Here is a 24424-nt window from a genome sequence, read left to right as displayed (position 1 = left end):
ACTAATTATTGTTTGTATTTGCTAACTCCATCTGCTTTAGGATAAGGTACTGCTGCTCCATCTTTTACAAAAGTTCCTGTAGGCGCTTTATTTGCTTTTAACCAAGCGACCATATCCGCATTCATTTTTAAAGCAATCTTCATGTCATTTGCAGAAGGATTCTTCAAAAGATTGTTTTTCTCTTCTAAATCTTTATCCAAATTGTACAGGGTGAACTCTTCTGTTTCATAATAATAAAACAGTTTATAATACTCCTCTCTTATGCGTTTTTGAATAAGTGTGGTAGGCCTGAATCGTTCGTCCATATAGCCTGGCAAGTGCCAAAACAAGTTTTCGCGCTCAATCCTTTTTTTATTTCCTGTTAAAACATCCGCAAAAGAAGCACCATCATAAACCGCTTTTTCGCCATTATTTTTGTTCATAGACGAAATCGAAGCCCCTGCCATATCAGCTAGTGTAGGCAAAAAGTCAATACAATGAACCGCTTGATTGGAAATAGTATTTTGTTTGATTACCCCTGGATATCTAAAAATAAGCGGCACTCTAATTCCTCCTTCGTCCAGACTTCCTTTTTTTCCTTTAAGCGGAACATTATCTACCAAACCTCCGTTATCCGAATAAAAAATAAATATAGTATTGTTTGTAATATCATCTGATAAATCGCCGTCTCCGTTAGGGTCTTTTAAGGCATTACTAATTTTACCCACGTTTTGGTCCAAAAGTTCTATCAACGAACCATATTCGGCCAATCGAGGACTTAAGCCTTTTTTCAAATATTTTTCCGTTAAATCTTTACGACCTACCACATCAGAGTGCACAGCATGAAAAGGCACATACAGAAAAAATGGATTTTCGCCCCTTGCTTTCTCTTTAATATAATCTACAGCATAATCACCAATGGCATCGGTAAGGTGTTTAGGGGAACCAATTAAAACAGATTGATTGCTATTCTTTTTGTATGCTGATAAAGTTTGCTCGATGTATTTTTGATCGTACGGATTAGCATACTTATCCACAAATTCCGAGTTAAAAGTCCATCCTTCAGTATCTGATTTTAATGCCAAATAGGTTGATTTTGTTTTTTTACCATTAACCATCTCCGTCAATTCATGATGAATATCGGCTGGTAAATCAATGCCGTAACCTGCTTTCAGAGGATGCGGTGTACCATGACTTTTGCCAATTAAAGCAGTAATATAGCCTTGGGTTTTTAGTACATCAAATATACTAGTACCTACATCTGCTATAACATTTCGTTGTTGGTGCGGTTTAATGGATAAATTAGGAAAACGTTGGGTTCGTTTGTCGGGTCTGTTTAACGAACCAACATTGTACACCCCATTATCAACTCCTGTAGCATACTGACCGCTAATCAAGGCCGCACGAGAAGGCGCACAATTTTGATTGGTGTAAGCATGGGTGAAAGACATTCCTTCGGAGGCTAATTGAGCGATTTCAGGAGTTTGATAGATTTTAGAACCATTATTGAAATTCATATTACCTGTGCTTACATCGGTCCAGCCTAAATCGTCTGCAAAAATCAATACAATATTGGGTTTTGATTTTTGTTGACTTTGAGCATTTCCTGAAAATGTAAACAGGGAAATTAGCAGTAAAGCAAAACGTTTCGTTTTTTTCATTTATAACTATTTATAAAATTTTAGCTTATTGAGGTTGTTGAAGTCTTCGACTCCCGAAACTTCGGGACAGACTGACATTTAGATGGCAATTAATTCTTTTTTAAAAAATCCTTACCCCATTTTGCTCTTAATTCAGCAGCTAAATCCTTTACTGTCTTTTGATATTCTGGCTTTTCAGCCAAATTATCCAGTTCTAAGGGGTCGGTTTTGTGGTCAAAAAGCATGCGGGCATACGCCTTGCCTTGGTCATCTGTCCATTCGGTATAAAACAAATCGTCTTTTATTAAGGTTACGGCATCTTTAAACTTACTTACTGCCCAATTTTTATCGCTTTTCTTTCCGTTGATAATCGGTACAAAACTTTTGCCTTCCACAGTAGTAGGGTTTTTCAAACCTGCTAGTTCTACCAATGAGGGATAGACATCTATATATTCTACAATATCATTGCTTACAGTCCCTTTTGTTTTTCCTGGTACTTTGATGATTAAGGGCGTTTTAAGTGCTTTTTCGAAAGTAGAATGCTTGCACCAGAGTTTGTGCTCGCCTAGATTCCAACCGTGGTCGCCCCATAAAATCACTATCGTATCTTCTTCTAAATCCAATCGTTTCAACTCGTCAAGAACCAAACCAATTTTCGCATCGACATAACTCACGCAAGCATAATACCCGTGAATCAATTCTTTAGCCATTTCATCTTGCAAGTCTCCTTTCTTTGGAATGCCATCGTATTGACGCAATTCCCCATAATTATGAAAAGCTTCTTTGGGAGTTGTTTCAGGTTGCACATAATTTGCTGGAAGTGCAATGGTATTTCTATCATACAAATCCCAATATTTTTTAGGTGCATTGAACGGTAAATGAGGTTTCATAAAACCAAGTGCCAGAAAAAATGGTTTGTTTTGCCCTTTCAATTTGCGCAAATCTGCCATTCCTTTTTGAGCAATTTTGCCGTCAAAATAAGCAGTATCATTTACATTTGCATTTTCAAAGGCAACCCCTCCCGCTTCTGAAAGATTGGCTTGGGCATTTTTTTCAATATTTTCTGCTAATTGATAATTGCGAATATTTCCTTTTGGAAACCATCGGCTGTCCCAAGCTTTGTTGTCATCTTTTTGATGGTGGTAAATTTTCCCGTTGGAAATGGTGGTATAACCATTATTCTTTAACAACAAAGGCAGTGACATCGCATCGGGATTGTCTTTGTCTTTTTCGGTATAAGCATCAATAAAACGGTAACGTGTAGGTCTGGTACCTGACAAAAGACTTGCTCTTGAAGCACCACAAACGGGAATATTGCAATAGGCTCTATTAAACACCAAGCCATCAGCGGCCAACTTATCCAAATTAGGCGATTTGATTTGGCTTGCACCATAACAATTCAGTTCCGGACGCAAATCATCGACTACAATGAAAAGAATGTTGGGCATCTTCTTTTTGGGTTGCGCAAATGCGAACAAACCAATTGACAAAATAGCTATAGACAGGATATGCTTCATATCAAATGTTTTACTTTAAAATCTTAATTCTGTTTGGCATCCCATTTACGGGTAGCCACGACGCCACTACCCAGAAAAAATGCCAAGAATCAAATTTATTTCGAACTTTTAAAAATCCTGTCCTGTATTGTACGGCTATTTTCTATATTCGATCATCCATTTCCTATGCTATTGCAGCACTGCCACTTTATAAACTATAATTTTAACAGGTCCCAATAAACCCGATGGTAGCAGTTTTGAATCTTTATGCCAATGTTTAAAAGCAGCAAAAGTAGTACGGTCTGTGGGACGTGAGCTATTGTTCAAAAGCCAATCGGGCCATTTGGAAACATTAGGGCCTTTTCGTTCGTAATCCAAAGGCAGTTGTTCATCGCCAATCAAACGGTTGGGCCAAAGGTTAATAATTTTTATTTCTAATGTATTATTTCCTGCCACCACTAACTTATTGATATCAATGCTAAACGGCGCTTTCCAGTAAATGCCCAGATTTTTGCCATTCACAAAAACTTCAGCAATTTCCTTTACAATTCCCAAATCTAATTGTAACGAATACTCCTCTTTTAGTAAATGCGCTGGAATATCAAACTGCTTTTTATAACTGGCCGTACCCGAAAAATAACGAATATCATCATTAGCTGCAGTTGCCCAAGATGTTAAATTATTGAAGGTTTCTTTTAAAACCGTTTCGTTCTTCATCGGAAAACTTACCTCCCAAGTCCCTTTTAATTCAATAGCTTCTGGAACTGATTTCACCTTTAGAGTTTTGGTTATACCTGTAGTAGTTTGGTACTTTAATTTCCCTACCCAAGGGGTAACCCAATTTAATTTTTCTTGGTTATAAATCAATTGGGGTTCTGCTGTTGCCTCGGTCAATTTGAGTAGTCCTCCATCAGAGACCGTTATGGTTTTTACCTCATCATTGGTAGCATACTCCAAGCGCAAGGATTTTTTGGTCAGGATCTCATTTCCTTCAAGAAAGCTTTCATTTACTGGAATTTCATACACTCCTGAGTCCACCATTTTTTTAACCTTTTCCGTAACATCATACAGCTGATTATTTGCAGGAAGTCCTTCAAATCCTCGTTCAAATTTCCCGAAAATGGCTTTCAAAATTTCTAATTTCCCATTCTCAGGCGCAGCAATTTCCAGCCACTCTCTTTCCATCGCATTTTTTTCGAGAATTGCATTCCCTACTTTGTATTGAAGACGCAATTCTTTTTTGTAACCCGGAGCAGGGTCACCCCCGCAAAGGTCTCTAGTTGCCTGTACTTTCAATTGATTTTTTTGAACACTTTTGGCCACTACTGCTGTTACGTCAACCACACCATCAGGCAAGAAAGTACCATATTCGGCTTTGATGATTTTTAGGTTAAAAAGTGGCGTACTCCTATTTTTTTGAACTTCTACAGTGGCACTTAAAAGGTGATTTCCTGCATCTATTGAGTTTCTAAAAACAACAAAAACAGCTGCTTCTGAAGCAAACGGAATAGCCACAGTAGTCGTTCCATCAGCATTATCCTGCCAAACGGCCGCCTTGGAAATGGCGCCTGTTTCGGCATTCCAAAATTCAGGTTGTTTGCCCGATACTCTAAAACGACAGTTTATCGTTTGACTTTCTTTTAGCTTATTGACCACAAAATAAATATCGGTGTCGGCTGTTTTTCGGTGGATGTATTCTAAAGCTTTGTTGTTTCCATTTGCAACAGAAAAATCAGGTGGTAACGTCCCTTTTTGCAAGCTTTTAACGACTGAACTATCTTGTATGAGTCCGTTATCCCATAAGGCATCAGCTATTTGAGTCAGTTGATTATCACAGTTAGGAAAATTTTGAAGGCTAGGCGATTTTTTAGGTTTTGTACCTAAAATAACAGCACCTCCTTTTGTCAATTCTTCTATTTTTTGCAGTATTTCTGGTGTCATCCAAGGCGTGTCAGGAAGCACCAACGCTTGGTATTTGTCGCCAACTGCGGTACAAATCAATCCCTCTTTTACCGATAGACTGCTTATTTTATTAGAACCTATCACATCATAATCATAGCCTAAAGCTTTTATTTCGGGCATCAATAAGGCGTCATTAGGCGAGGCTTCTCCTGTAAACACCAACACATCGGCTACTGATTTGCCTTGTTGCAGCAAAAACTGGCCACGACCGATATAGTCTAAAAAGGATTTCCCTTGGTTCCACCAAGTATTCAATCTATTAAAATCAATTCCGAAACTTTGCAAAGTCAAGCCTGGCCCCAGATTCCAAGGTTGGTGCACATAACAATGAATCACAAAACGATTGATGCCTTGTGCCCAAGCCAAGTCTCCCATCTTTTTCAATGCACCCGGATGTCTTTGCCAACCGCCTGTATCAGTAAAAGCTTCGGCTTCGGCAATATTGTTACCATTTAATTTGGCTATCGAAGCGACAAACTTAGGCGAATCGAAAAAAGCTAAATAGCCACTCCAAAATTCAGACATCACCAAATCGGCCGTTTCGCCCACTTGCATATTATCAAAAGGGCCCCAATAAGGTTCGGTTGAAATGAGCATGCCGTGTTGATGGCTAAGTTCGGCCATGCGCCCATAATACTTTTTAGCCATTAAATCACCAATGGTACGGCGAAAGTCCCAAAGAAAACGTTCGGATTCTTCGCTACTTTCTACATAATACCCCGCCAGCGTAGGCAAATACATATGACAATCATACGAACGCAGCCTTTGGAATTCGGCAGCAAAATTTTTAGTCCAGTTGGTTGTCCCCACTTCATAACTATCAATATGGCATCTGTTTACCACTGTTCCTACTAGCCCGTCCAATTTGTTGAGGATGGGCATTATATTTCCATTCCAAAATAAATCAACGGCCTCAGTGCTCATTTTATCACATTCTAAACCACGACCACCATCACTAGCAAAACGATTCATCTCGCCCGTGGGTGTGTGGCCAATACGCAAAATCACCCAATCTCCTGCGGGTGCTTTCCAGTTTAACGAACCATCAGTTGCTAGTTTAGAGGTTAAATCTATTATTTCTGATTTTTTTACGATGGCCAAATCCGAAATCGGTTTAGCATCGGGAGCTAAATGACTGCGCACTTTGTCCGAAAGGGTTTTTATATCCAATTCATCGATGCGTTGGTTGCTTTTGGGATTTGGAAAAGCAAGTATAGCGATGTCTTTGTAATAGTCTAATTTGGTTTCGGGTTGAGGCAGTTTCCCTCGGAAAACTTTGTTTCCTTGATGGACGGTTTTAGAATACACCAGTTTTTGCATGGCAAATTCAGGAGTAATCGCAGGACCGCCCGAAGACGACCAACCAGCTCCATTGTGAAAGCCCAACTCTAACCCTAACCGTTTGGCTTCTAAAGCAGCAAAATGAAAGAGTTCTAACCAGTCGGGACTTAAATAAGACACCACCCCTTTGGGATTTCCTAAACTGACATTAAACAGAATAGCGCCTTGAATCCCATTCTTTTTCATCGCCTCCAAATCGGCGGTGATACCTGCTCTACTTACATTTCCATTAATCCAAAACCAGATGGTTCTGGCTTTTGCCGAGGCAGGAGGATTTTGGAAATTTTGTTCTAGTGTTGTCTTTTGCGCTATCCCATTTGAGAGGAACAAACACAATAGCAAGCTTATAAAAACAGTTTTGTTTTGTAATATTATTAGTGTTTTTAGAAAACCTTTTTGATTCATTATACTATCTAAGTTATAAGCTATTATTTTTTTTATCATATAAAAAACATTCAATATTGATAATCTATAATAAATTATCATCATTTTAAATTTAGACAAATTCTTCTTCAACTATTTTAAGCATCCCCTTATTATATTAGTATTCAGCAACCACAGACCATTTGCCAGCAGCAACTTTAAAAATGACATCATTTGAATCTTGACTTACATATTCAAAACCTTTCAATTGTTTGAATTTCTTATCCCGCTTCCAAACATTTTTTTCGTTTACTAAAATCTTGCTAATCTTTTTACCTGATTTAGGTACAAATATTGTTGCTGTTGTTTCTTTGGGAGAAATTAAATGAATAGAATACCTATCTTTGGATTTATTGACTTCGACAGAAATATCGCCTTTTACAGAAGGAACAATTTGCTTTACATAAGTTAGATGTGCTAGATTTGGTTTTACTTGAAAGGATTTCCAAGCTACATCAGTTGCCTTTATTCCTGCAATATATCTAGACAATACATAATTAGGAGCATTCCACGCATGGTTAGGGGTACCAGGTTTTTTATCATCAAATTTTTCATAAAGCGTTGTTAGTTCTTTATTATTTACTTGAGATTCATAACGCTGTTTCATTCGCAACAAGCCCTTATCATATTGACCTGTCAACATAATAGCCTCTTGTGCAATCCATTCCATGTGAGGACTTGCTTTTTGAACAGGAAGTAAAATAGAATCTACTAATTTGTCATAATGGGCTTTGTCTGCCAAGCCACTAATAATAGCCAAAGAGGTGGTACGCTCTTCTATTGGTTTCCCTTTTGTTCCATAATGTGTTCCTTGCCAATACTCATTTGCGAAGTTTTTTTCAATACTTGTTATTCGATTGCTATACCATTCAATATCTTTATCTTGCTTCAATGCTATTGCCATTTTTTTGGCAGCTTTTAGCGACATATAATACCAACAAACGTTCGTTGGAGTTGGGTCTGTATCTTCCCCCCAATCTACCCAATTGGCATAGCCCTTGCGATGCTCAGGTAAACCATTTGGTTTCATTTTCCAAAGATTTAGATAGTTAAAAATAGCAGGATAAGCATTTGCTAATGTTTCTTTATCTCCAGTATTGTAATAATATTGCCAAACTACTTGATCGATAAATTGTAAACTTTGACAGGTAAGTTCGCTACTTTTTCCTCTGTAAGCTCCAAAGCCGGGCGCTAACCCTTGAATTGTATCACCAACGCGATAGGCAATCGTATTGTCAATTCCTTTTTTCAGCAGCTGACGTCCGGCATCATCCAAAGTGTAGAAAATGGCACCAGTTTGATCGGCTACATCACCTATCCATAACCCACGTTCTCTATCCGGACAATCCATATAACCATCACGGGCACATATATATAATGTATTACGAGCCATCCACCAAAGACGTGTAAAATAGTCATCATTACATTCAAAATTACCTGTCATTTCTCCAACACCTGTCCATCGGTATTTTAAGTCTAATACCTCAACACCTGGCGGAATACTATAGGTTACTACATGACCATTTATCCAAGAATAACTTTCAAAGGCTTGCTCTCCATCTTTCGTAATATAAGTTCCACTTAACATATTAAATGGATTGTCGGTATTTGCAATAATGATTTTACCCGCAGTGCTATTCACTTTCAAATAAGGTGTAATTTGTTTGTTGAAAGGAAGTTTAGCATGGATGATTATTGTAGCATCTGTATTGTTTTTATAAGGTAATTCAATATTAACCTTATCCGTTTTAGAGCTAATTTTAAGTGATTCATAATTAGTTAAGCCTCTGTCGTTCCATTGCGGAATAGCTCTTTTCACTAAATTCCCCCACGGTAAACTGTTTGCCAATCCTTTTAGGGTTGGACTGCTCCAATTACTATCATCATAATTTTGAGAGTACCAAGCCTTATCAGACCAATCCCCCATAGCCAAACGTGCATCAAATTTCACATTGTAAGCATTTACACGATTGGCAGAATCGCCACCGCCACCGCTATTGGGGTCGTAAGCTGGATGCACTTTTAGCTTCCAGTCTGTATTTGATTCTATAATCTGATTTCCTAAATTGGCATGAAATAAGAGACCGCCTTTGCCACTATCGTCATGAACTTTTCGTGTTCTTCCCCAGTACCAAACCAAAATAGCGATGGTATTTTGCCCTTTTTTTAAATGGGGTTTTAAGTCAACCTCATCATAATAATTGGTGTTGGGTGCCGCTCCACGAGCCAAACCACCTTCAAACAAAACCGCTTTACCGTTCACCCAAAGCCAATATTTGGTATCTACGGCTAAATGTGCCAAAGCTTCGGTAGGAACATTTTTAAGGTCAAAAGTTTTACGAAAAGCAACCCAGGTATTGGCTGGTCCTGCCTCTTCTTGCCAAATCCATTGTGCGTTACCCCAATTGGGGGTTTTGGCATAACCGATAGTTACCATTAAAACCAAAATTAATGAAGTGCTAATTTTTTTTCTTACTGTTATCATTTGTGTTTTCATCTAATATAGAGTAACAGCTTTATCGCTATTTTGTAAATTATTTACTTTTTATGATTTAATAGATTTTAAAAGACTGTTTGTTATTCAAAAAAAATCATTTATTAAAATAGGTTTTTAGTGTAACAGGTCCGATTAAACCGGATGAATCCAATTTTATATCATCCTTTTTAGGCGGATTGGTTGTCCAAGTTTTTTTATCTTCTTTTGAACGTGTATTATCAAAAATCAATTGATTTCGCCAGGTATTGGTCACTTTGATTTCTAATTCATTTTCGCCTTTTTTAACATATTTACTCACATCAAAAGTAAAAGGTGGTGCCCAGCGTGTACCTACTTTTTGTCCATTGCACCATAGTTCGGCAATGTTGGCTACTTCACCTAAATCAAAGCTACAATTTTTACCAATACTTTCGAGCTTGAAATCTTTGGTATAGGTTATCGTCCCTGAATAATGTTTTACTGCATTATTCTCGTGGTTTGCTAATGATTCTAATTTTGGTATTTGAATGGATTCGGGAGTATCCCAACCTTTTTCAAAAGCAGCTTTCCAATTATTTTGAAGTGCCTTTTCTTCAACCTTTAATTGAATTGAATTGACTTTTTCTCCTTCATAAAATTGATAAGTACCCAATTTTGAAGCTAGTATGTCATTTCCTGTTTTTGAAACAGTTATTAAATTATTGTTATTATGAATTCTATACCATCCTTTTTCTGAACTCAAAATCGTTTGGTTTTCAAAAACAATTTTGGAGCAACTCGATTTCTTTTCTCCTTTTGGAAAAACCACTATGGCACTACCACTTGGACTAAAAGATAAGGCCACATTAATTCTTTCCTTATCCTTAGACCAAACCAAGGCGTCTTGTTGTTCTCCAGTAAAAGCATCCCACAATTGAGGATGTGTATTAGTCACTCTAAAACTTAACGAAACATCTACCGGTTTATCGCTTGTAGTACTCACAAAATAAATATCCGCATCGGCGGTTTGGCGATGAATCCAATGAATTGGCAAACCTTCAGGCACTACAACATCAGGCGCAAGGGTTTCGGCTTTTAAAACCTCATCAAGAGTTTGCCCCCAATACACCTTACCCAAGCCCACTTTTTTAGCCCCTCTATTGTCAGTTCCCCATAATTCATCTGAAATGGATTTGAGTAGGATTAAATCGTTTTCATCATCCATTAAACTTGGAGAACCCATTGGTTTGTCTCCAACAATTACCGCACCTTGAAGCACTAATTCTTTTAACTTTTGAAGGGTTGAAAGCAACATTTCATCAGAATCTCTAAGTAAAATAACTCGGTAATCTCCCGCTTCTTTTACATTGATTTTTCCGTCTTTTACCGATAATTTAGTTTGTAAAATTTCTTCATTCAAATAATCAAAACGATAGCCTTTCGGAAAATAATCCAAATCAGAAGGCGGACGTACAAAATCATCGCCATAATACCAAAGTACATCGGCTACATATTCGCCTTGTTGTAGCATATATTGGTCACGTGCCAAATAAGTAATCCAATCTGGCATGTGCTTCCACCAAGTTTGTTTTCGCACCAAAGGAAAACCGATATTTCCTCCAAAACTAGAACCAGGAGTAACATTGGTTTGTGGGGTATGTGAAAAAGTATGAAAAACCAAATGGTTAATCCCTTTTGTAAAATTATAATCTATCAAGTATTTGACATCAAAAGGGTGTTCGTTCCACTTAACATCTAATTGTGTACAGGCTTCTGCGGCTAACTTTGGTTTGTTATACAAATGCATGGCAGAGGTGGCAGAAAATACTAGTTTATCGTTTTCATTTTGCTTCGAAGGTGCGGTAGGATACCAAAATTCCGTCATGGGTATATCACTTACGCCATAATAACGCATGGGGTCAATAGGCAATACTTCTCCACCTGCTCCTTCTGTATATACTTCTGTTCCCATTTCATGGGCGATGTTTGCGAAATGGCTGAAAAAATTATCCACATACACATCATCCATGGTTTGGCGTATATCCCGTAAAAACTTGGTGGTTACCTCAGGACTTTCAACAATATATCCCATGGTTGCTGGTAAATATTTTTTCATACTATACCCACGACGTTGCTCAAACTCTTGAAACATATCTTCGGAGTTCATCGTCCAAGTGGGTACGTGACTTTCCCAACTATCAATCAATAAACCTTTTAGTTTTCCGTCACCAATGGGACCGCCAGGTTCAATCATCTTCCCAATCATCCCCTTACGCAAATGATTTTCAATGGCTATTTTATCTAATTTACTCGATTCCCAACCCGTTGATTCTGGCATGGCAGGCTTGTTGGTTAGCCTCATATTGATGTGACCAAAACGTACTACTGTCCAATTTCCCTTAGGAACATCCCAAGTTAACGTTCCATCAGAGGACATTTTATCAGTAATATTCAAAATTTTATCCGCAGGAATAATCGTGTTTTCAGCATAATTATAGGTCATTTCCTCTTTAATACCACGCAGGGTTTTGGCTGCTTTGGCTTCGTGATTATGAAGCCTTGGTTTTGAAGTTAAATGAATAAATTCTGGTTGAATAACATGAGTCCCTTCAAAAGTGAAAACAAATTCTTTTGCCGTAGTTTCAGGAACAGCCAATGTTAAATATTTTTGTCTGTCATTCCAGTGACCATCAGGTATTTTAATTGCCGCTATCTGAGTTAGAGTATTTCCTAAAACTGCTTCTACTTTGAGGATAACATCTACTTTTGGGTATTGCGAATCCATTATAATATGGCGCAATGGTGGCAACTCAATAGAACGAAGGGTAACGGGATTATTAAATATCGTTTTTACCCAACTGTTTTTTGTAGCTACTTTGGCAATCCCTTCGGCTCTGTATTGTGGTAATTCTTTGTCAAGCATGGTGGTTTTGGCTGTGACAATGATTTTAGAATTAGGGTTAAAAATATCTTCCCAAGGTACAATATTATTATTAGTCTCTACTTTTGAAGGATTGAGTATAGCTGTATCGTCGCCTTCTGGAGTTGGAAATGCCAGAACCTGCACCTCTTTATAATCATAATCTGGAGTTTTATACAACGAATCAATTGATAAAACTTCATTAAATTTCGCTCCACCTTTAAATCGGTAAACCTTTTCTACAATTTCTCGTTGCGCCTCTTGGGCAGGTACCCAAGGACCGCCTGTCATGGACCAGCCTGGGCAATTTTGCATCGTAAACTTTAATCCCAAACGCTTGCATTCATTGGCCGTATGGCGCACCATGTCTTCCCATTCTGGTGATAATACTTTGATTTGTTTAACACCTGGATATACTTGTCCGTTTTTATTAAATAAATGTACTCCTTGAATACCTGCATATTTTATTGCTTCTAAGTCGAGTGTAATCCCTTCTTTGCTAATGTTATTTCCGTTAAAATGAAACCAAGTTTCGGGATGGTATTGCATTTCTGGTGATGAAAACCCTTTTTTTAATTTTTCAAGACTCATTTCAGGTATGTTTTTTCCTGAAACAACAGCTGTTTTTTGAGGTTTACAACCTACAAAAAACAGCTGAATACTTAATACAAAGCATACAATAGAGGAAATTTTCATGATTTTTATTTTAAAAAAGTGTAAAAAGTAGAAACTATTGAATTAATAGTTTTGTATGATTTTGAAACAACATTAAGAATGAGGCATCAAATATTCATTTACAACTTTATTTCTATTGTTGATAAACTTAAATCTTAGCTATATAATTTTTATCCTGTACTGTCTTGGTTATTAACCAAAAAAAAAACATCCCTAAGCAAACATTAACAAATTCGAACCACTTTTAATTTCAATAAATTACCGAGTTTGTCAATTTTATTGGCAATATGTCCTACCCCAATGGCGCAATGATGTGAAGGCCCTTGTTTAGACCATTCGTTCATAGAAGCACGTGCGCCAATTGAAAAACGATAACGGCTGTTGGTATTCCCTATTTGAAGCACAGGACCTGCGACTGATTCTCCTTCGGCGACCAATAAAAAGACTTCATCTTTACCTTCTACCACCGAGAGTAAGGTTACAGGACCATGTTTTACGGTCATTTGTATCGAAAGGCCTTTACCCGGTTTTCCGTGGTAAACAGGAAGTGGCACTAGTTGTACTTTACCTTCGGCAATGGCAAAATGAGCAGGACCATCATGCCCTAGCATCACAATATCATCGTTAAAATCCATCGCATAAAACTCTGAGAAAGATCCACCCACACCAAAGGCATCCATGATTTTCATGGCTTGGGCATTTTTAATTTCGTATTCTCCTGCTACTGGGATATTTTTCCCTGTTAGCAACGTATTTCCAGCGATTACAGAGGTTACAATATTTTCATATTCATTCCCCGATTCTCCTTCGTAATAATCGCCAAGGAACCTAAATTGTGATTCTGCACCAATTTATCCAAGGCAATTGAAGTGAGAACAGCACGAAATAACTCTTGTTCCTCACATTCGTCAACAACCTCAAAAGTATTCTGAAGCTCTTCCATTTTTGCTTTTATTTCTGCATGGGTGGCTTCGTCTCTATGTTTTTTAAGTTCGCACATTTCAACAATTTCGATATGTGTGCCAAAGGCAGCTGCTTGTTTGGTTAAATCAGAATAGACATCAAGCATCCCGCAATAGTAATGCCCTAAAACACCGAGACGATTATTGTGCATCACATCGGCTACGTTGGCAGCTTCAATCCAATCTTGAATTTCATCCCAAACCGATTGTTCGCCCAAATAACCTGTTACAAACTCATAGTCCAAACCGGAACGGTTAAAAACATTGGCAATTTCTGGTACAGAACAGGCTTGGCAATGCGCTAGCCATTCGCCAGTCATTAGACCACGATCGCCCATTTTATTGAACTTTTCATAATCAATAGCAGCTACTGGTTGGATATTCAAAATTACTATTGGGCATTTTAATTTTTGCACCACTGGTAAAACAGTCGATGACAAGGCATAGGTCGAAACATATAGAAATATAATACCCACATCTTCTTTTTTCAAAAATTCAGCAGCTTCTCTTGCTTTCATAGGGGAGTCTATCAATCCTACATTCACTACTTCGGCTCCGAAGGTTTCCATTTTATTGGCAATCTGGTTTTGGTAGCCTTCCAAACGTTCTAACAAACCCTCAAACTGTGGCCAATAGGTATCCAAACCGATACCAAACAATCCTACTTTTATCATTTTATTATTTTTATTAAATACGCAATCATTCAACCGCTTTCAAGGGAACTAAATTTATTTTTAAGCCACAGATCTCAAGAAAAGTGGTTTTGGAACATTAACGAAAGTGTTCTAACTTTGGTGAAGCGACTAGAATATATGATTTAGAAAAGCCACGAATTCACGAATTAAATTTCGTAATTCATGAATTCGTGGCTTTCATTTATCCAACTCAAAAAGAGTAATTAGATAGAATTAAAAAGATTTTAAGGGTTTTTAATTATCTAATATCTTAAAACCGTAGTAAATCTACCTCACACATTATAATCGTGTTTATCAAAAGATTTTGAAAAAATCTGCATAAATCTGTGTAAATCTCGAGCAAAAAATCAGCACGCAGATTCGGCAGATTTTCGTAGATAATAATTTAGATTACAATTTCATTTTTGAAACAGACTTAAAGATATCTATTGATATAAAAGCTTTTTAGCTATTTCGCCTTCAATCTTCAACAAATAGATTCCTTTAGAAAAGGCTGCAAGATTAATCTCAGTACCTTCGCCAGATAAAATTTCGCTACCTGTCAGCGTATAAATTTTCCATGAATTTGATTGGCTTAAATTAAAAATCCCATCACGACTTGGATTAGGAAAGACCTTAGTACCTTCATCTTTTTTACTAAAATCTTTAACCCCTAAAGAACTATCCCTTACAAGCGTAAAACAATCGTAATTAGGTCCAGCTCCTCCTGATGGTATTTGTAATTCAATCACCCAGTTCCCCTCATAAAGATTAAAACTGGTCGAAATATAATCAGCGTAAATAGCACCACCACCACCATCAACTTTTTTAATCACTCCCGAAGTTGTAGAACCACCAGCATCGGTAAATAATGGAGTTGATGACGATAAATCAGCTGCTAATATCGCTGCAGCTATGGGTTTAGAAGTAGTAGAAGATGTTTTATAATTCAACTCCATATGATACACCCCAGACTGTGTCACATAAATAGGATATCTGGTATATTCACCACCTGCCAGTGCTGTTGACACAAAACCTGTTCCTCCAACGACTAAATCGACATCATTTTCTGTTCTATAACCACTCGTATCATTACCAAGTGTAGTATCATTGTAAGCCACCCCTTGCCCGCCTATGGCATAGTCTTCGATTTGTACCGTTCCTGGAATATTCACTATCGTTTTAAACGGCTTCAAACCTGATGTTTCAACAATTATTTTATCCAAATTAAACCCACCCGACTGGACGTTGATTCTTAATTCATGAACACCTGAAGTCAATTCTACTTTTAACTTACTAACTGTCTTAAAATCGTTTATCCCCAAGGTTTTAGGTAATGAAAAATTACTAAAAAGAGGTACTCCATCCACATCAATACTCACTACTGAACCTGCACTGGCAGCACTATATAAAAAATGAAAATCATGATTTCCATTGTTCTCTACATTTACGGTATATTTCAACCATTCTCCATTTTTGGTATCTCCTACGTATTTTGAACCATTATATATTCCAAAATCAACGCCATCAATACCGTTTCCAGAACCTAAAGTATCCACAGTATCCGAATCCGAAAACCCTACACCTTGCCCTCCTGGATTGTACGACTCTGCTTCAATAGTTCCCGGAATTACTAAGATGGAAACATCTTTGATTCGGAATTCATATTTTTTAAATGAAAACGAAGACAAGCTGGTATTTATAGCTACCAAAGACCCTGAACCTCCATCGGTGCGAGCTGTTGTAGTGACCTCACTCCAGTCATTAAATGCATACCGATTAGGATTGGTATAAGATGCCCAAGCAGCCGCTCCAGCAGTATTTAAAGTTCGTGAAGGGTCACCTCTTCTATCAAAACCTGACTTTATCCAACCAGAAGTGGGTTCGTTTTTTAAGAAATTTTCCAAATCATTTTGATCCTTACCATAGGTTAGATTTCGGTATTTTAAGACAGTACCCACTGGTAATTCGCAATTAAATGAAATTCTTATTGATTCATCATTTTGATAATTAAGCGAACTTGCATTGAGGTTATACACCAACACATCCACAACATCCTTTTCAGTAGCACTTTTAGAAAAAAGAGCATCTATGTGATTTCCTGTTACAGAAGATGAACCCGTGATAGTGGTTTCATATCTGTTTTTACCCGTCATTGTTTTCAGCACCGCGATGCTAGGTACTTCCACAGAAGTAGGTCTTTGCCCCCATCTAAAGAAGTTTTCAAGTCCCTTATCACTATTTCTAAAAAACACATTGGAATAAGCCAAATTGATAATTTCGGTATGTGGTGTAGCACAATTGATATAGCCTAAACCATCCGCGCCATCCATGGTAGTAACAATAGCATATTCCATCATATCAAATTTTGCATTGGGATTCCACTTCGGGTTATTGATTAATGGCGCAAAAAGTTTTGTGTATTTTTGACTGATATTTCTATCAGTGGAATTATTAATCAAAACATATTCCGAAGCTCCCCAAAAGTCATACTGAATATTATTGGCAAAACAATAATCCAAAATTCCATTGGCAAAAGATTTAATTGGCTCGCCTTTATAATTCAGTTCTGTTCCATTTTTATAAATAAAGTCAGGTTCACGAGTGTGCAATCCTATCGTAGCAGTTGGCAATACTTCACGAACGGCTCTAACAGTATTAGCAAAATGATCGATAAAATCTTGCTCGGTACCTTTCCAATGTTCAGGAGTTTCGATTTCAGAACCTACTCTAAAACGCCAAGACAATACTTCATCGGCTCCATAAGTTACTACTAATTCGGTCATCATGGCCTTTATAAAATTAAAGTAGGCCACTTTGTCTTTAGGCGGTAACGAATTTCCATAAATGGTTACTCTTTCGTCTTCTCTAAAATTGATATTATCTCTTGTTCCCGTAGGTATAAAAGTATAGCCCTGTTGAAATGCCCACGGCACTTGGTCAAGAACAAATTGATAAATCTTAACCCCATCTCTTCTAATGGCATTGATACGGTTTTTTAGCACAGTCCAGTTATAGACATAGGTGCCTGTATTGGTATCATAACTTACGGGATCAAAATCTAAATCAGGGACATTTTCTCCATTGACTTTTTTATTAATCCCACCAACCATTCGGATGGTATTCACCTCAAAACCAGTTCTTACTCCAGCACCTGTTGTGGGCGAAATGCGGTTAGCGACATTCCAAATGTCTTTTAACTCCCCCTTGTTATTGCTGTTTTTAGTAAAATCAGTAGATAACACCACTTGGGCATTGATACTCAATGTATTCAAAAGCAGCAAACTTATTAAATTGGGTAATTTCATTTTGTATATTTTATTCATTTACATTAAAAAAACTGCCTAAAAACTTAAAAAAGCATTTTATTTTGTTAACAAGTAGCATTTTAGTTTTTTAGACAGTTTAAAATTTAGTGGAGAAAGAAAGGACTATTGGAATACTACTTTAGTAGCCCCTTTAGCTGTCTTAACTACGTATACTCCTTTTGTCTGAGCAGATAGATTGATCTCAGTACCTTCACCTTGAGCTACTCTAGCACCTAAAACAGAATATACTTCCCATTTTGTTGATTCACCTAATTGGAATATACCCGTCGCACTTGGATTTGGATATATGTTTACTGTATTATTTGAATCAAATGAATCTACACCAAGTGTTGGATTACCATCTCTGATAAACTGAAAATAATTAAAACTAGGACCTGCATCATTAAAGGTAAATTTAATTACAAAGCTTTCTCCTGTTGCTAAATCAAATTGAGTTGGAGCACCAGATGGTCCCGCTGAAGCTGTAGCAAAAGTAGAAGCATTAGCTGTTTTAGGCAGTCCATTTGCAATATCAGTCGTACCATCGACCAATGTTACGGCTGTAGAAAAATCTGTACTTAATTTTTCAATTTTATACCTTTTATTTGCTGTTGAACTATGAGCATAATTAACATCTATATGATACTTCCCTGAAGTTCCCACAGTAACGGTATAATATAAATATTCGCCACCTTGAATTCCTGTTACATACTTAAAATCAGTATCGGCAACTAGCTCAGCCACATCCACATCAGTTCCAGTACGTAATGAAGAAGGCTGTACTGTTGCACTTGAAGTTACACTATTCCCAGCACTTTTATCACTGTAACCAAAGGGAGTAACACCTGATGGATTTACTGTTGCGTCAGCATTGGCTCCTACATCAAATCTTTCAAACTCAATAACTTTAAGATGACCAATACTTGGAGTAGTTCCTCCAAATGCACCATTAGTTTGTGCATTTACCATTTCTGTTCCCATAAATACTGTTATAGCAATAGCACTTAAAAATTGTAATTTTCTTTTCATAAGTTAGTTTTTAAATTAGTTAAACATTCTATGAGAAAAGCAATCTTTATGGACTAAACTTTTATCATAACTAATTCAAATTTATTTTCTTAGAAAAAAATTCATGTCCTGCATTGCCCTGCTAGCAATTAAAAAAATTAGCAAAAAAAAGCAAATTACAGTGATACATATCCTATCTGAAACAAAATTTATTAAACAAAAAAAGCAGAAAGAATTAATATTTCTGCTTTTTTTAAAAAATTCAAATAAAAACTATTCTATTATTAGTTTGGTAAAATAAGAATTGTTATTGGAGGCATTTACTTTTACAAGATAAACACCAGATTTAAGTAGACCATTATTTGTTACTACGTGATTGTTTTCGTTGATTGTTTTCGAGTACAATAATCTCCCCAATACGTCGTAAATATTAACAGATACTATACCTAGTTCTTTAAATTCGAGGGTGAATTCATGTTTAGCTGGATTAGGATAGAGTCTTATTAACGAATTGCTTTTGGAAAAATCTTCCACACCAAGAGAGGTTGATATTGGAATGGCTTTCCATTTACTTCTAGTATCTGTATCAGGCACAATAACATGTGTTACATTTCCATTGGCATCATGATACAAAAATCTGCCGCTAGTACCCGATTCAAATCGATACGTATCATCAGATTCGTCATAATGTATCGTCCAAACTTTGTCGCCATCACTTGATGGTGGATTGGTTCCCGTAATTACAACGGCATAAGCTCCCGCAGCAAAACCAGCTCCCGTGGCACGCAATACCCCATAGGTTTTACTATCTAAATTATAAAAGCTTCCACTATCAACAAAAGTCCATTGTTTGTTATCCTCAACACCTGAATCACTCATCGTCACTGGTGTAGCACTTACTCCTGAATCAGTTAAAAATTTCCCAGTCGCTACGTTTTTCAATCTGTAAACGTCACCTGTTGCAGGTGGAGGATTAGTATCCACAACTTCTGCTTTTTGATAGGTCGTATTTGCCCATCTAATTTGCGCTCTTCCGCCTTTTACTCGATACGCACCATATCGAATTCCCGATTCTGTTCCTCTTTCAGGTGAAGGTATGTTCCATTTAAAAACCTCTCCTCCGATTACCACATCACAATATTGAATTTTCTTAGTTGCATCATTCGGGTCTTGTCTAAAACCTACCTCTAATTCAAAAGTAGTTTCCACATTTTTTGATATGTTCTTTAGAAAAACGATTTCCCTACCACTACTTCCTTCTCCACCACGAACCAAGATACGCTCGGCATAGATATCGAACGACACTTGCTTACCAGCATCGGCACCAGTACCATATACGGGCATCGCTAAATACAAACAAATAGCTGGATCTGCAGAACCACCACCGCCTGTGTGTTTTCCTTTGGCTTGTGCTATATAAGTACCATCATTGCTGGTTCCGCTTGTATCGCCCACTTCAAGAATTCTGACAGTTCCAGTGAATTTTGCATAACTTCCCACACCAGTTTGCTGGGATCTACTTAATGAGCGCTCAATTCTGGGCTGCAAGCTTGTATCAAATTTATTTGAACCGGCTGTGATGTTGTAAACGCCCCATGTTTTTCCATAAACGGTGCTTTCTTTGTAATTCGCATAACAACTGCGATCGTCGATAGTTCCTGTATTTACAGGATTTGGAATATCTGTTTCTCTAACTGCATTTTCGCCATCTGGGTTACAGGTCGTGTAAGAACCAGTATCTTCATCGGGAGCTGTTGTTTGCGCTATCAAACTAAATGATAAGAGTAAAAAACTTGCAAACAAAAAGGATTTAATAGTATTTTTTTTCATAATTAACTTTAAAATAGGTTATTAGAATTAGTATTTAGAATGCAATTTCTATAAATAAAGCCTAATTCCTGTACTGCTTTGTCCTGTTAGAAAAACAACTCTTTTTACGGTACTTTATAAAAAGTAAGAAAAACAGTTCTTTTCTAAAAAATAAAGAAAACAAACTAATAATCAATACTTTACCTGATTAATAATTTTAAAGTCGTATAATTAAAATTAAATTCAATCCCTATTATGAATAAAAAAAATCTGCCGAAATCTCATACAAACTTCGGCAGATTCTAATAGCCAGTTCTATTTAAAAGAACCGTTATTTTTGCAATTTCATCACTTCGCTACCGGCTAATAAGTAAGCTCCAGTCCCAAAGTTTTGCCAACTTCCTTCAGAAGCTGGTTCTGGAAAAGCTCCAATATTTTGTACCCAGCCAATCATTCCGTCTTTATGTTGGCATTTAGTTAATGCTGTCCAAGCTTTTTTAACAGCAGGCAAATATTTGTCTTTTTCTAACAAGCCATTATTAATTCCCCAAGCCAAAGCATAAGTATAAAAACCACTACCGCTTACTTCGCCATGATTATAGGTCTCAGGACACAATAAACTGGTATTCCATAAGCCACTTTTGGTTTGTAACTCCAAAATTCTTCCTGCCATTTCTTTGTACAAATCCACATAAAAAGGGCGGTTTTTATAATTTGCAGGCATATCAGTCAAAATCAAAGCCAAGCCTGAAATCACCCAACCATTCCCTCTAGACCAAAATACTTTTTTACCATTCGGTTCTTTCATATCCTTGTCAGAACCCGTCCAAATAAACCGTCCATCTCTAGCAAACAATCGTTCTTCTTTGTCATACAACTTGTTGTAAGCATCCATATAATTTTTGTGCATCAAGTCTAAATAAGTTTCGTTATTGGTATGTTTGGCATATAAATTAATTACGGGAGGAGCCATAAACAAAGCATCACACCACCACCACAAAATATTTTCGTCTTTGTTTTTCGACGTACCATCCGACCATTTATTAGGCTCTACAATATGCGCTTTTAGAAAATCTTCTGTTGGTTTTAAATTCACAAAATCTTTTCTTTTGAAAGTCATATCTATATACAAATAACTGTATGAAATAGCCACATCATCGGCATGAAAGACACGTTTGTAAGTTTGCCAATCACTATTATACCCTTGATTTTTGAGTGCTGCTTCAAAAATTTGATTTTTAGTGGTTGCATGTGCTCTGGCCACCCCAGTATAATAAGCCCCAACGGTCCAATCTGTCGGAGCTAAAGCCATGATAGGATGTGCTTCTTGCCATTCTAAGGCACGTACCATGGAGGTTTCTATTTTTGATTGATCAAAAACATTTTGAGCTAATGCACTTTCGCAAACTGAAAAGCTAACTACTGCTGCTAGCGTTACTGATTTGATTATCGACTTGATTGCCATTTTTTATTTTTTAAGTTTAAAGTTTGTTTTTAAATAGTCTTGGGAAGAGGTTCCTACCATCACGGTATAATCTCCTGCCTCTAAAATTTTGTCCATCTTAAGTCCTGTAAATTCTAACATTTTAGGAGTAATTGTAAATTTTACGACTTTAGATTCACCTGGATTTAATTCAATTTTTTCAAATCCTTTTAATTCTTTATCAGGTCTAGTTACTGAACCAATTTCGTCCTTGATATACATTTGAACCACTTCTTTTGCTTTTACAGCTCCCGTATTTTTGATAGTTACGCTTACTTCAATTTCAGAAGTTGGAGTGATTTCATTAGCAGAAATTTTTATATCTGAATATTCAAAATTTGTATAACTCAAGCCAAAACCAAATGGATAAAGCGGTCCATTTTTAAGAAACAAATAGCCTTTTTTATAATTAATCTCTTTCATACTATAATGAAAAGGGATTTGCCCAATCGATCTAGGTACTGTCACAGGAGATTTACCCGATGGCGAAATTTCTCCAAAAACTAATTTAGCGGTAGATTCGTCACCAAATTCACTTAAATCCCAAGTATCTAAAATAGCATCGGCTTGTTCAGAAATCACATTGATAGATAAGGTTCTGCGGTGTTTCAATACTACAATAACGGGTTTTCCAGTAGCTTTGATTTTTTCGACTAATTCATCTTGTGCTCCTACAGGATCTATGGTTGCTCTATCTCCGATAGCGCCATTAAAAAAAGCCTCTTTCGAAGTGTATTCATCACCACCTAAAAATAAAATAGAAACATCGGCATCTTTAGCCAATCCAATCATTTTATCGATAGCTTGAGGATTTCGTGGTAATAAAGTAGGTATATCTCTTTTGCCATCAGTTAAATTAAAGCCTTTCTCCGCTACAAATGATGCATTTTCACCCGCAACCGATTCAAACATCACCTTGGTATTCTCTTTTACCATTGGGCCTAAAAGTGCAATTTTCAACTTTTTCTTTTTATCCAAAGGCAAGGCATTCCCTTCGTTTTTAAGTAGAATAATCGATTCTAAATCGGCTTCTTTGGCCAATTCTAAAGAAGATTTAGCACGAACTCCTTTTTCTACTTTTGAAATGTTAACATATGGATTATCAAACAAACCCAAAATAAATTTGGTTCTTAGAACACGTCTTACCGCTCTATCGATTAGTTTTTCAATTTCGGGATTTTTCTTCACCATTCCAGGAAGTAACGCATAAGCATCTTCAGCATACAAATCGATATCTACTCCAGCGGTTAATCCCATCAAAGCTGCCGCTTCAGGAGTTTCAGCCACTTTCATAAAATAATGCAAACGTCCGATGTCATTGGCATCCGAAACTACATAACCATTAAACCCCCATTGGTCACGTAAAACACCCGTTAATAATTCAGGATTTCCATGACTTGCAATTCCGTTTAAATCTCCGTGAGAAGCCATAATCCCTAATGTCTTAGCCTCTTTTACAGCTGCTTCAAAAGGAGGATAAATTTCGTCAATCAAAGTACGCTCAGAGATTTCAATCGCTGCAAAATTAGTACCTCCCAAAACTTGACCGTATCCTGCAAAATGTTTGGCTACCGCACCAATATGGGTTCCTTTTACTAGTCCATCATAATTTCCTTGCACTCCTTTTATAGCATTGGTTACCATTTGTGTAGTTAAATAAGTATCTTCTCCAAAAGCTTCCGACATACGTCCAAAACGAGGGTCACGAACCAAATCGGCCTCAGGCGAATGACACATGTGCATCCCACGCAAACGCGCTTCTTTCCCTACTACATCCCAAACACTATTGACCAAACTTGGGTTAAACGAAGCCGCAGAGGTCATTGGTCTTCCAAATTTAGTACAACCTTCAGCATCTACTCCATTGTAGGATTCGGTTACAAACAATGCTGGAATTCCCCAACGGTTGTGCTCGATAATATATTTTTGAAGGGCATTATTGAATTTGGCAGCTGCCAAAGCTTCCATATGTTCGGCTGGATTTTTAATTCCAGCTGTACCTAATTTTAATTTTTCGACAACCTTATCGGAGAGTTTCAAATTTCCTTTGGCATCAGCTTCAACCCCTATATTAGCATGAAAAAGGCGCATTTGAGCCACCTTTTCATCCAAAGACAACAAAGGCAACAAAGCCTCTACGCGTTCATCCACGGATAAAGAAGCATTTTTATATCGTTTGGTGTCTTTCGTCTGTCCATAGGACTGAAAAATAACCGTTAAACTGAGTAAGGGTAAATAAAATATTTTTTTCATTCGGTATAGAATTATTTAAAATGTAATCGTTAGAAA

General features: G+C 37.0%; 12 protein-coding genes. All 12 read right to left on the bottom strand.

Annotated features, from left to right (window positions below):
* Positions 1 to 5 precede the first annotated feature (5 nt).
* Positions 6 to 1640 carry a sulfatase-like hydrolase/transferase gene (locus GXM17_RS01045; protein WP_163397435.1) on the bottom strand — a complete coding sequence of 545 codons (1635 nt, stop codon included), beginning with the start codon at positions 1638 to 1640 and terminating at the stop codon, positions 6 to 8.
* 89 nt (positions 1641 to 1729) lie between these two features.
* Positions 1730 to 3136 carry a sulfatase gene (locus GXM17_RS01040; RefSeq protein ID WP_163397434.1) on the bottom strand — a complete coding sequence of 469 codons (1407 nt, stop codon included), beginning with the start codon at positions 3134 to 3136 and terminating at the stop codon, positions 1730 to 1732.
* A gap of 168 nt (positions 3137 to 3304) precedes the next feature.
* On the bottom strand, positions 3305 to 6823 hold the full coding sequence (locus tag GXM17_RS01035) for a glycosyl hydrolase (RefSeq protein ID WP_163397433.1): 3519 nt from the start codon (positions 6821 to 6823) through the stop codon (positions 3305 to 3307).
* Between the two features lie 136 nt (positions 6824 to 6959).
* The gene (locus GXM17_RS01030) at positions 6960 to 9326 is read right to left on the bottom strand and encodes an alpha-L-rhamnosidase-related protein (protein ID WP_163397432.1); all 2367 of its coding nucleotides are present in this window, start codon (positions 9324 to 9326) and stop codon (positions 6960 to 6962) included.
* A 106-nt stretch (positions 9327 to 9432) separates the two neighbouring features.
* A complete protein-coding gene (locus GXM17_RS01025; protein WP_244307303.1) occupies positions 9433 to 12912 on the bottom strand; it encodes a glycosyl hydrolase in 3480 nt (1159 codons plus the stop codon).
* A gap of 203 nt (positions 12913 to 13115) precedes the next feature.
* Positions 13116 to 13580 carry a hypothetical protein gene (locus GXM17_RS21630; protein ID WP_208796402.1) on the bottom strand — a complete coding sequence of 155 codons (465 nt, stop codon included), beginning with the start codon at positions 13578 to 13580 and terminating at the stop codon, positions 13116 to 13118.
* 83 nt (positions 13581 to 13663) lie between these two features.
* Complete coding sequence (locus tag GXM17_RS21625; protein WP_208796401.1) at positions 13664 to 14527, bottom strand: hypothetical protein; 864 nt, start codon at positions 14525 to 14527, stop codon at positions 13664 to 13666.
* A 446-nt stretch (positions 14528 to 14973) separates the two neighbouring features.
* The gene (locus GXM17_RS01015; RefSeq protein WP_163397431.1) at positions 14974 to 17835 is read right to left on the bottom strand and encodes a carbohydrate-binding protein; all 2862 of its coding nucleotides are present in this window, start codon (positions 17833 to 17835) and stop codon (positions 14974 to 14976) included.
* Positions 17836 to 17958: 123 nt separating this feature from the next.
* Positions 17959 to 18864 (bottom strand): T9SS type A sorting domain-containing protein, encoded by a 906-nt coding sequence (locus GXM17_RS01010; RefSeq protein ID WP_163397430.1) that lies wholly within the window; start codon positions 18862 to 18864, stop codon positions 17959 to 17961.
* 252 nt (positions 18865 to 19116) lie between these two features.
* Positions 19117 to 20673: a T9SS type A sorting domain-containing protein gene (locus GXM17_RS01005; RefSeq protein ID WP_163397429.1), complete on the bottom strand. Its 1557-nt coding sequence runs from the start codon at positions 20671 to 20673 to the stop codon at positions 19117 to 19119.
* Positions 20674 to 20983: 310 nt separating this feature from the next.
* Positions 20984 to 22117, bottom strand: coding sequence for a glycoside hydrolase family 88/105 protein (locus GXM17_RS01000; RefSeq protein ID WP_163397428.1), 1134 nt, complete (start codon positions 22115 to 22117; stop codon positions 20984 to 20986).
* 3 nt (positions 22118 to 22120) lie between these two features.
* Positions 22121 to 24388: a glycoside hydrolase family 3 N-terminal domain-containing protein gene (locus GXM17_RS00995; protein ID WP_163397427.1), complete on the bottom strand. Its 2268-nt coding sequence runs from the start codon at positions 24386 to 24388 to the stop codon at positions 22121 to 22123.
* Between the last annotated feature and the right edge of the window lie 36 nt (positions 24389 to 24424).

Source organism: Flavobacterium fluviatile (genome assembly GCF_010645065.1).
GTDB classification, from domain to species: domain Bacteria; phylum Bacteroidota; class Bacteroidia; order Flavobacteriales; family Flavobacteriaceae; genus Flavobacterium; species Flavobacterium fluviatile.
This window is presented reverse-complemented; position numbering and strand designations above follow the sequence as displayed.

Excerpts from the sequence above, each read along its gene's own strand:
- GXM17_RS01010 (WP_163397430.1), bottom strand. The coding sequence starts at position 18,864 with ATGAAAAGAAAATTACAATTTTTAAGTGCTATTGCTATAACAGTATTT.
- GXM17_RS01040 (WP_163397434.1), bottom strand. The coding sequence starts at position 3,136 with ATGAAGCATATCCTGTCTATAGCTATTTTGTCAATTGGTTTGTTCGCA.
- GXM17_RS01045 (WP_163397435.1), bottom strand. The coding sequence starts at position 1,640 with ATGAAAAAAACGAAACGTTTTGCTTTACTGCTAATTTCCCTGTTTACA.
- GXM17_RS21625 (WP_208796401.1), bottom strand. The coding sequence starts at position 14,527 with ATGATAAAAGTAGGATTGTTTGGTATCGGTTTGGATACCTATTGGCCA.
- GXM17_RS00995 (WP_163397427.1), bottom strand. The coding sequence starts at position 24,388 with ATGAAAAAAATATTTTATTTACCCTTACTCAGTTTAACGGTTATTTTT.
- GXM17_RS21630 (WP_208796402.1), bottom strand. The coding sequence starts at position 13,580 with ATGAAAATCATGGATGCCTTTGGTGTGGGTGGATCTTTCTCAGAGTTT.
- GXM17_RS01005 (WP_163397429.1), bottom strand. The coding sequence starts at position 20,673 with ATGAAAAAAAATACTATTAAATCCTTTTTGTTTGCAAGTTTTTTACTC.
- GXM17_RS01035 (WP_163397433.1), bottom strand. The coding sequence starts at position 6,823 with ATGAATCAAAAAGGTTTTCTAAAAACACTAATAATATTACAAAACAAA.
- GXM17_RS01030 (WP_163397432.1), bottom strand. The coding sequence starts at position 9,326 with ATGATAACAGTAAGAAAAAAAATTAGCACTTCATTAATTTTGGTTTTA.
- GXM17_RS01025 (WP_244307303.1), bottom strand. The coding sequence starts at position 12,912 with ATGAAAATTTCCTCTATTGTATGCTTTGTATTAAGTATTCAGCTGTTT.
- GXM17_RS01015 (WP_163397431.1), bottom strand. The coding sequence starts at position 17,835 with ATGAAATTACCCAATTTAATAAGTTTGCTGCTTTTGAATACATTGAGT.
- GXM17_RS01000 (WP_163397428.1), bottom strand. The coding sequence starts at position 22,117 with ATGGCAATCAAGTCGATAATCAAATCAGTAACGCTAGCAGCAGTAGTT.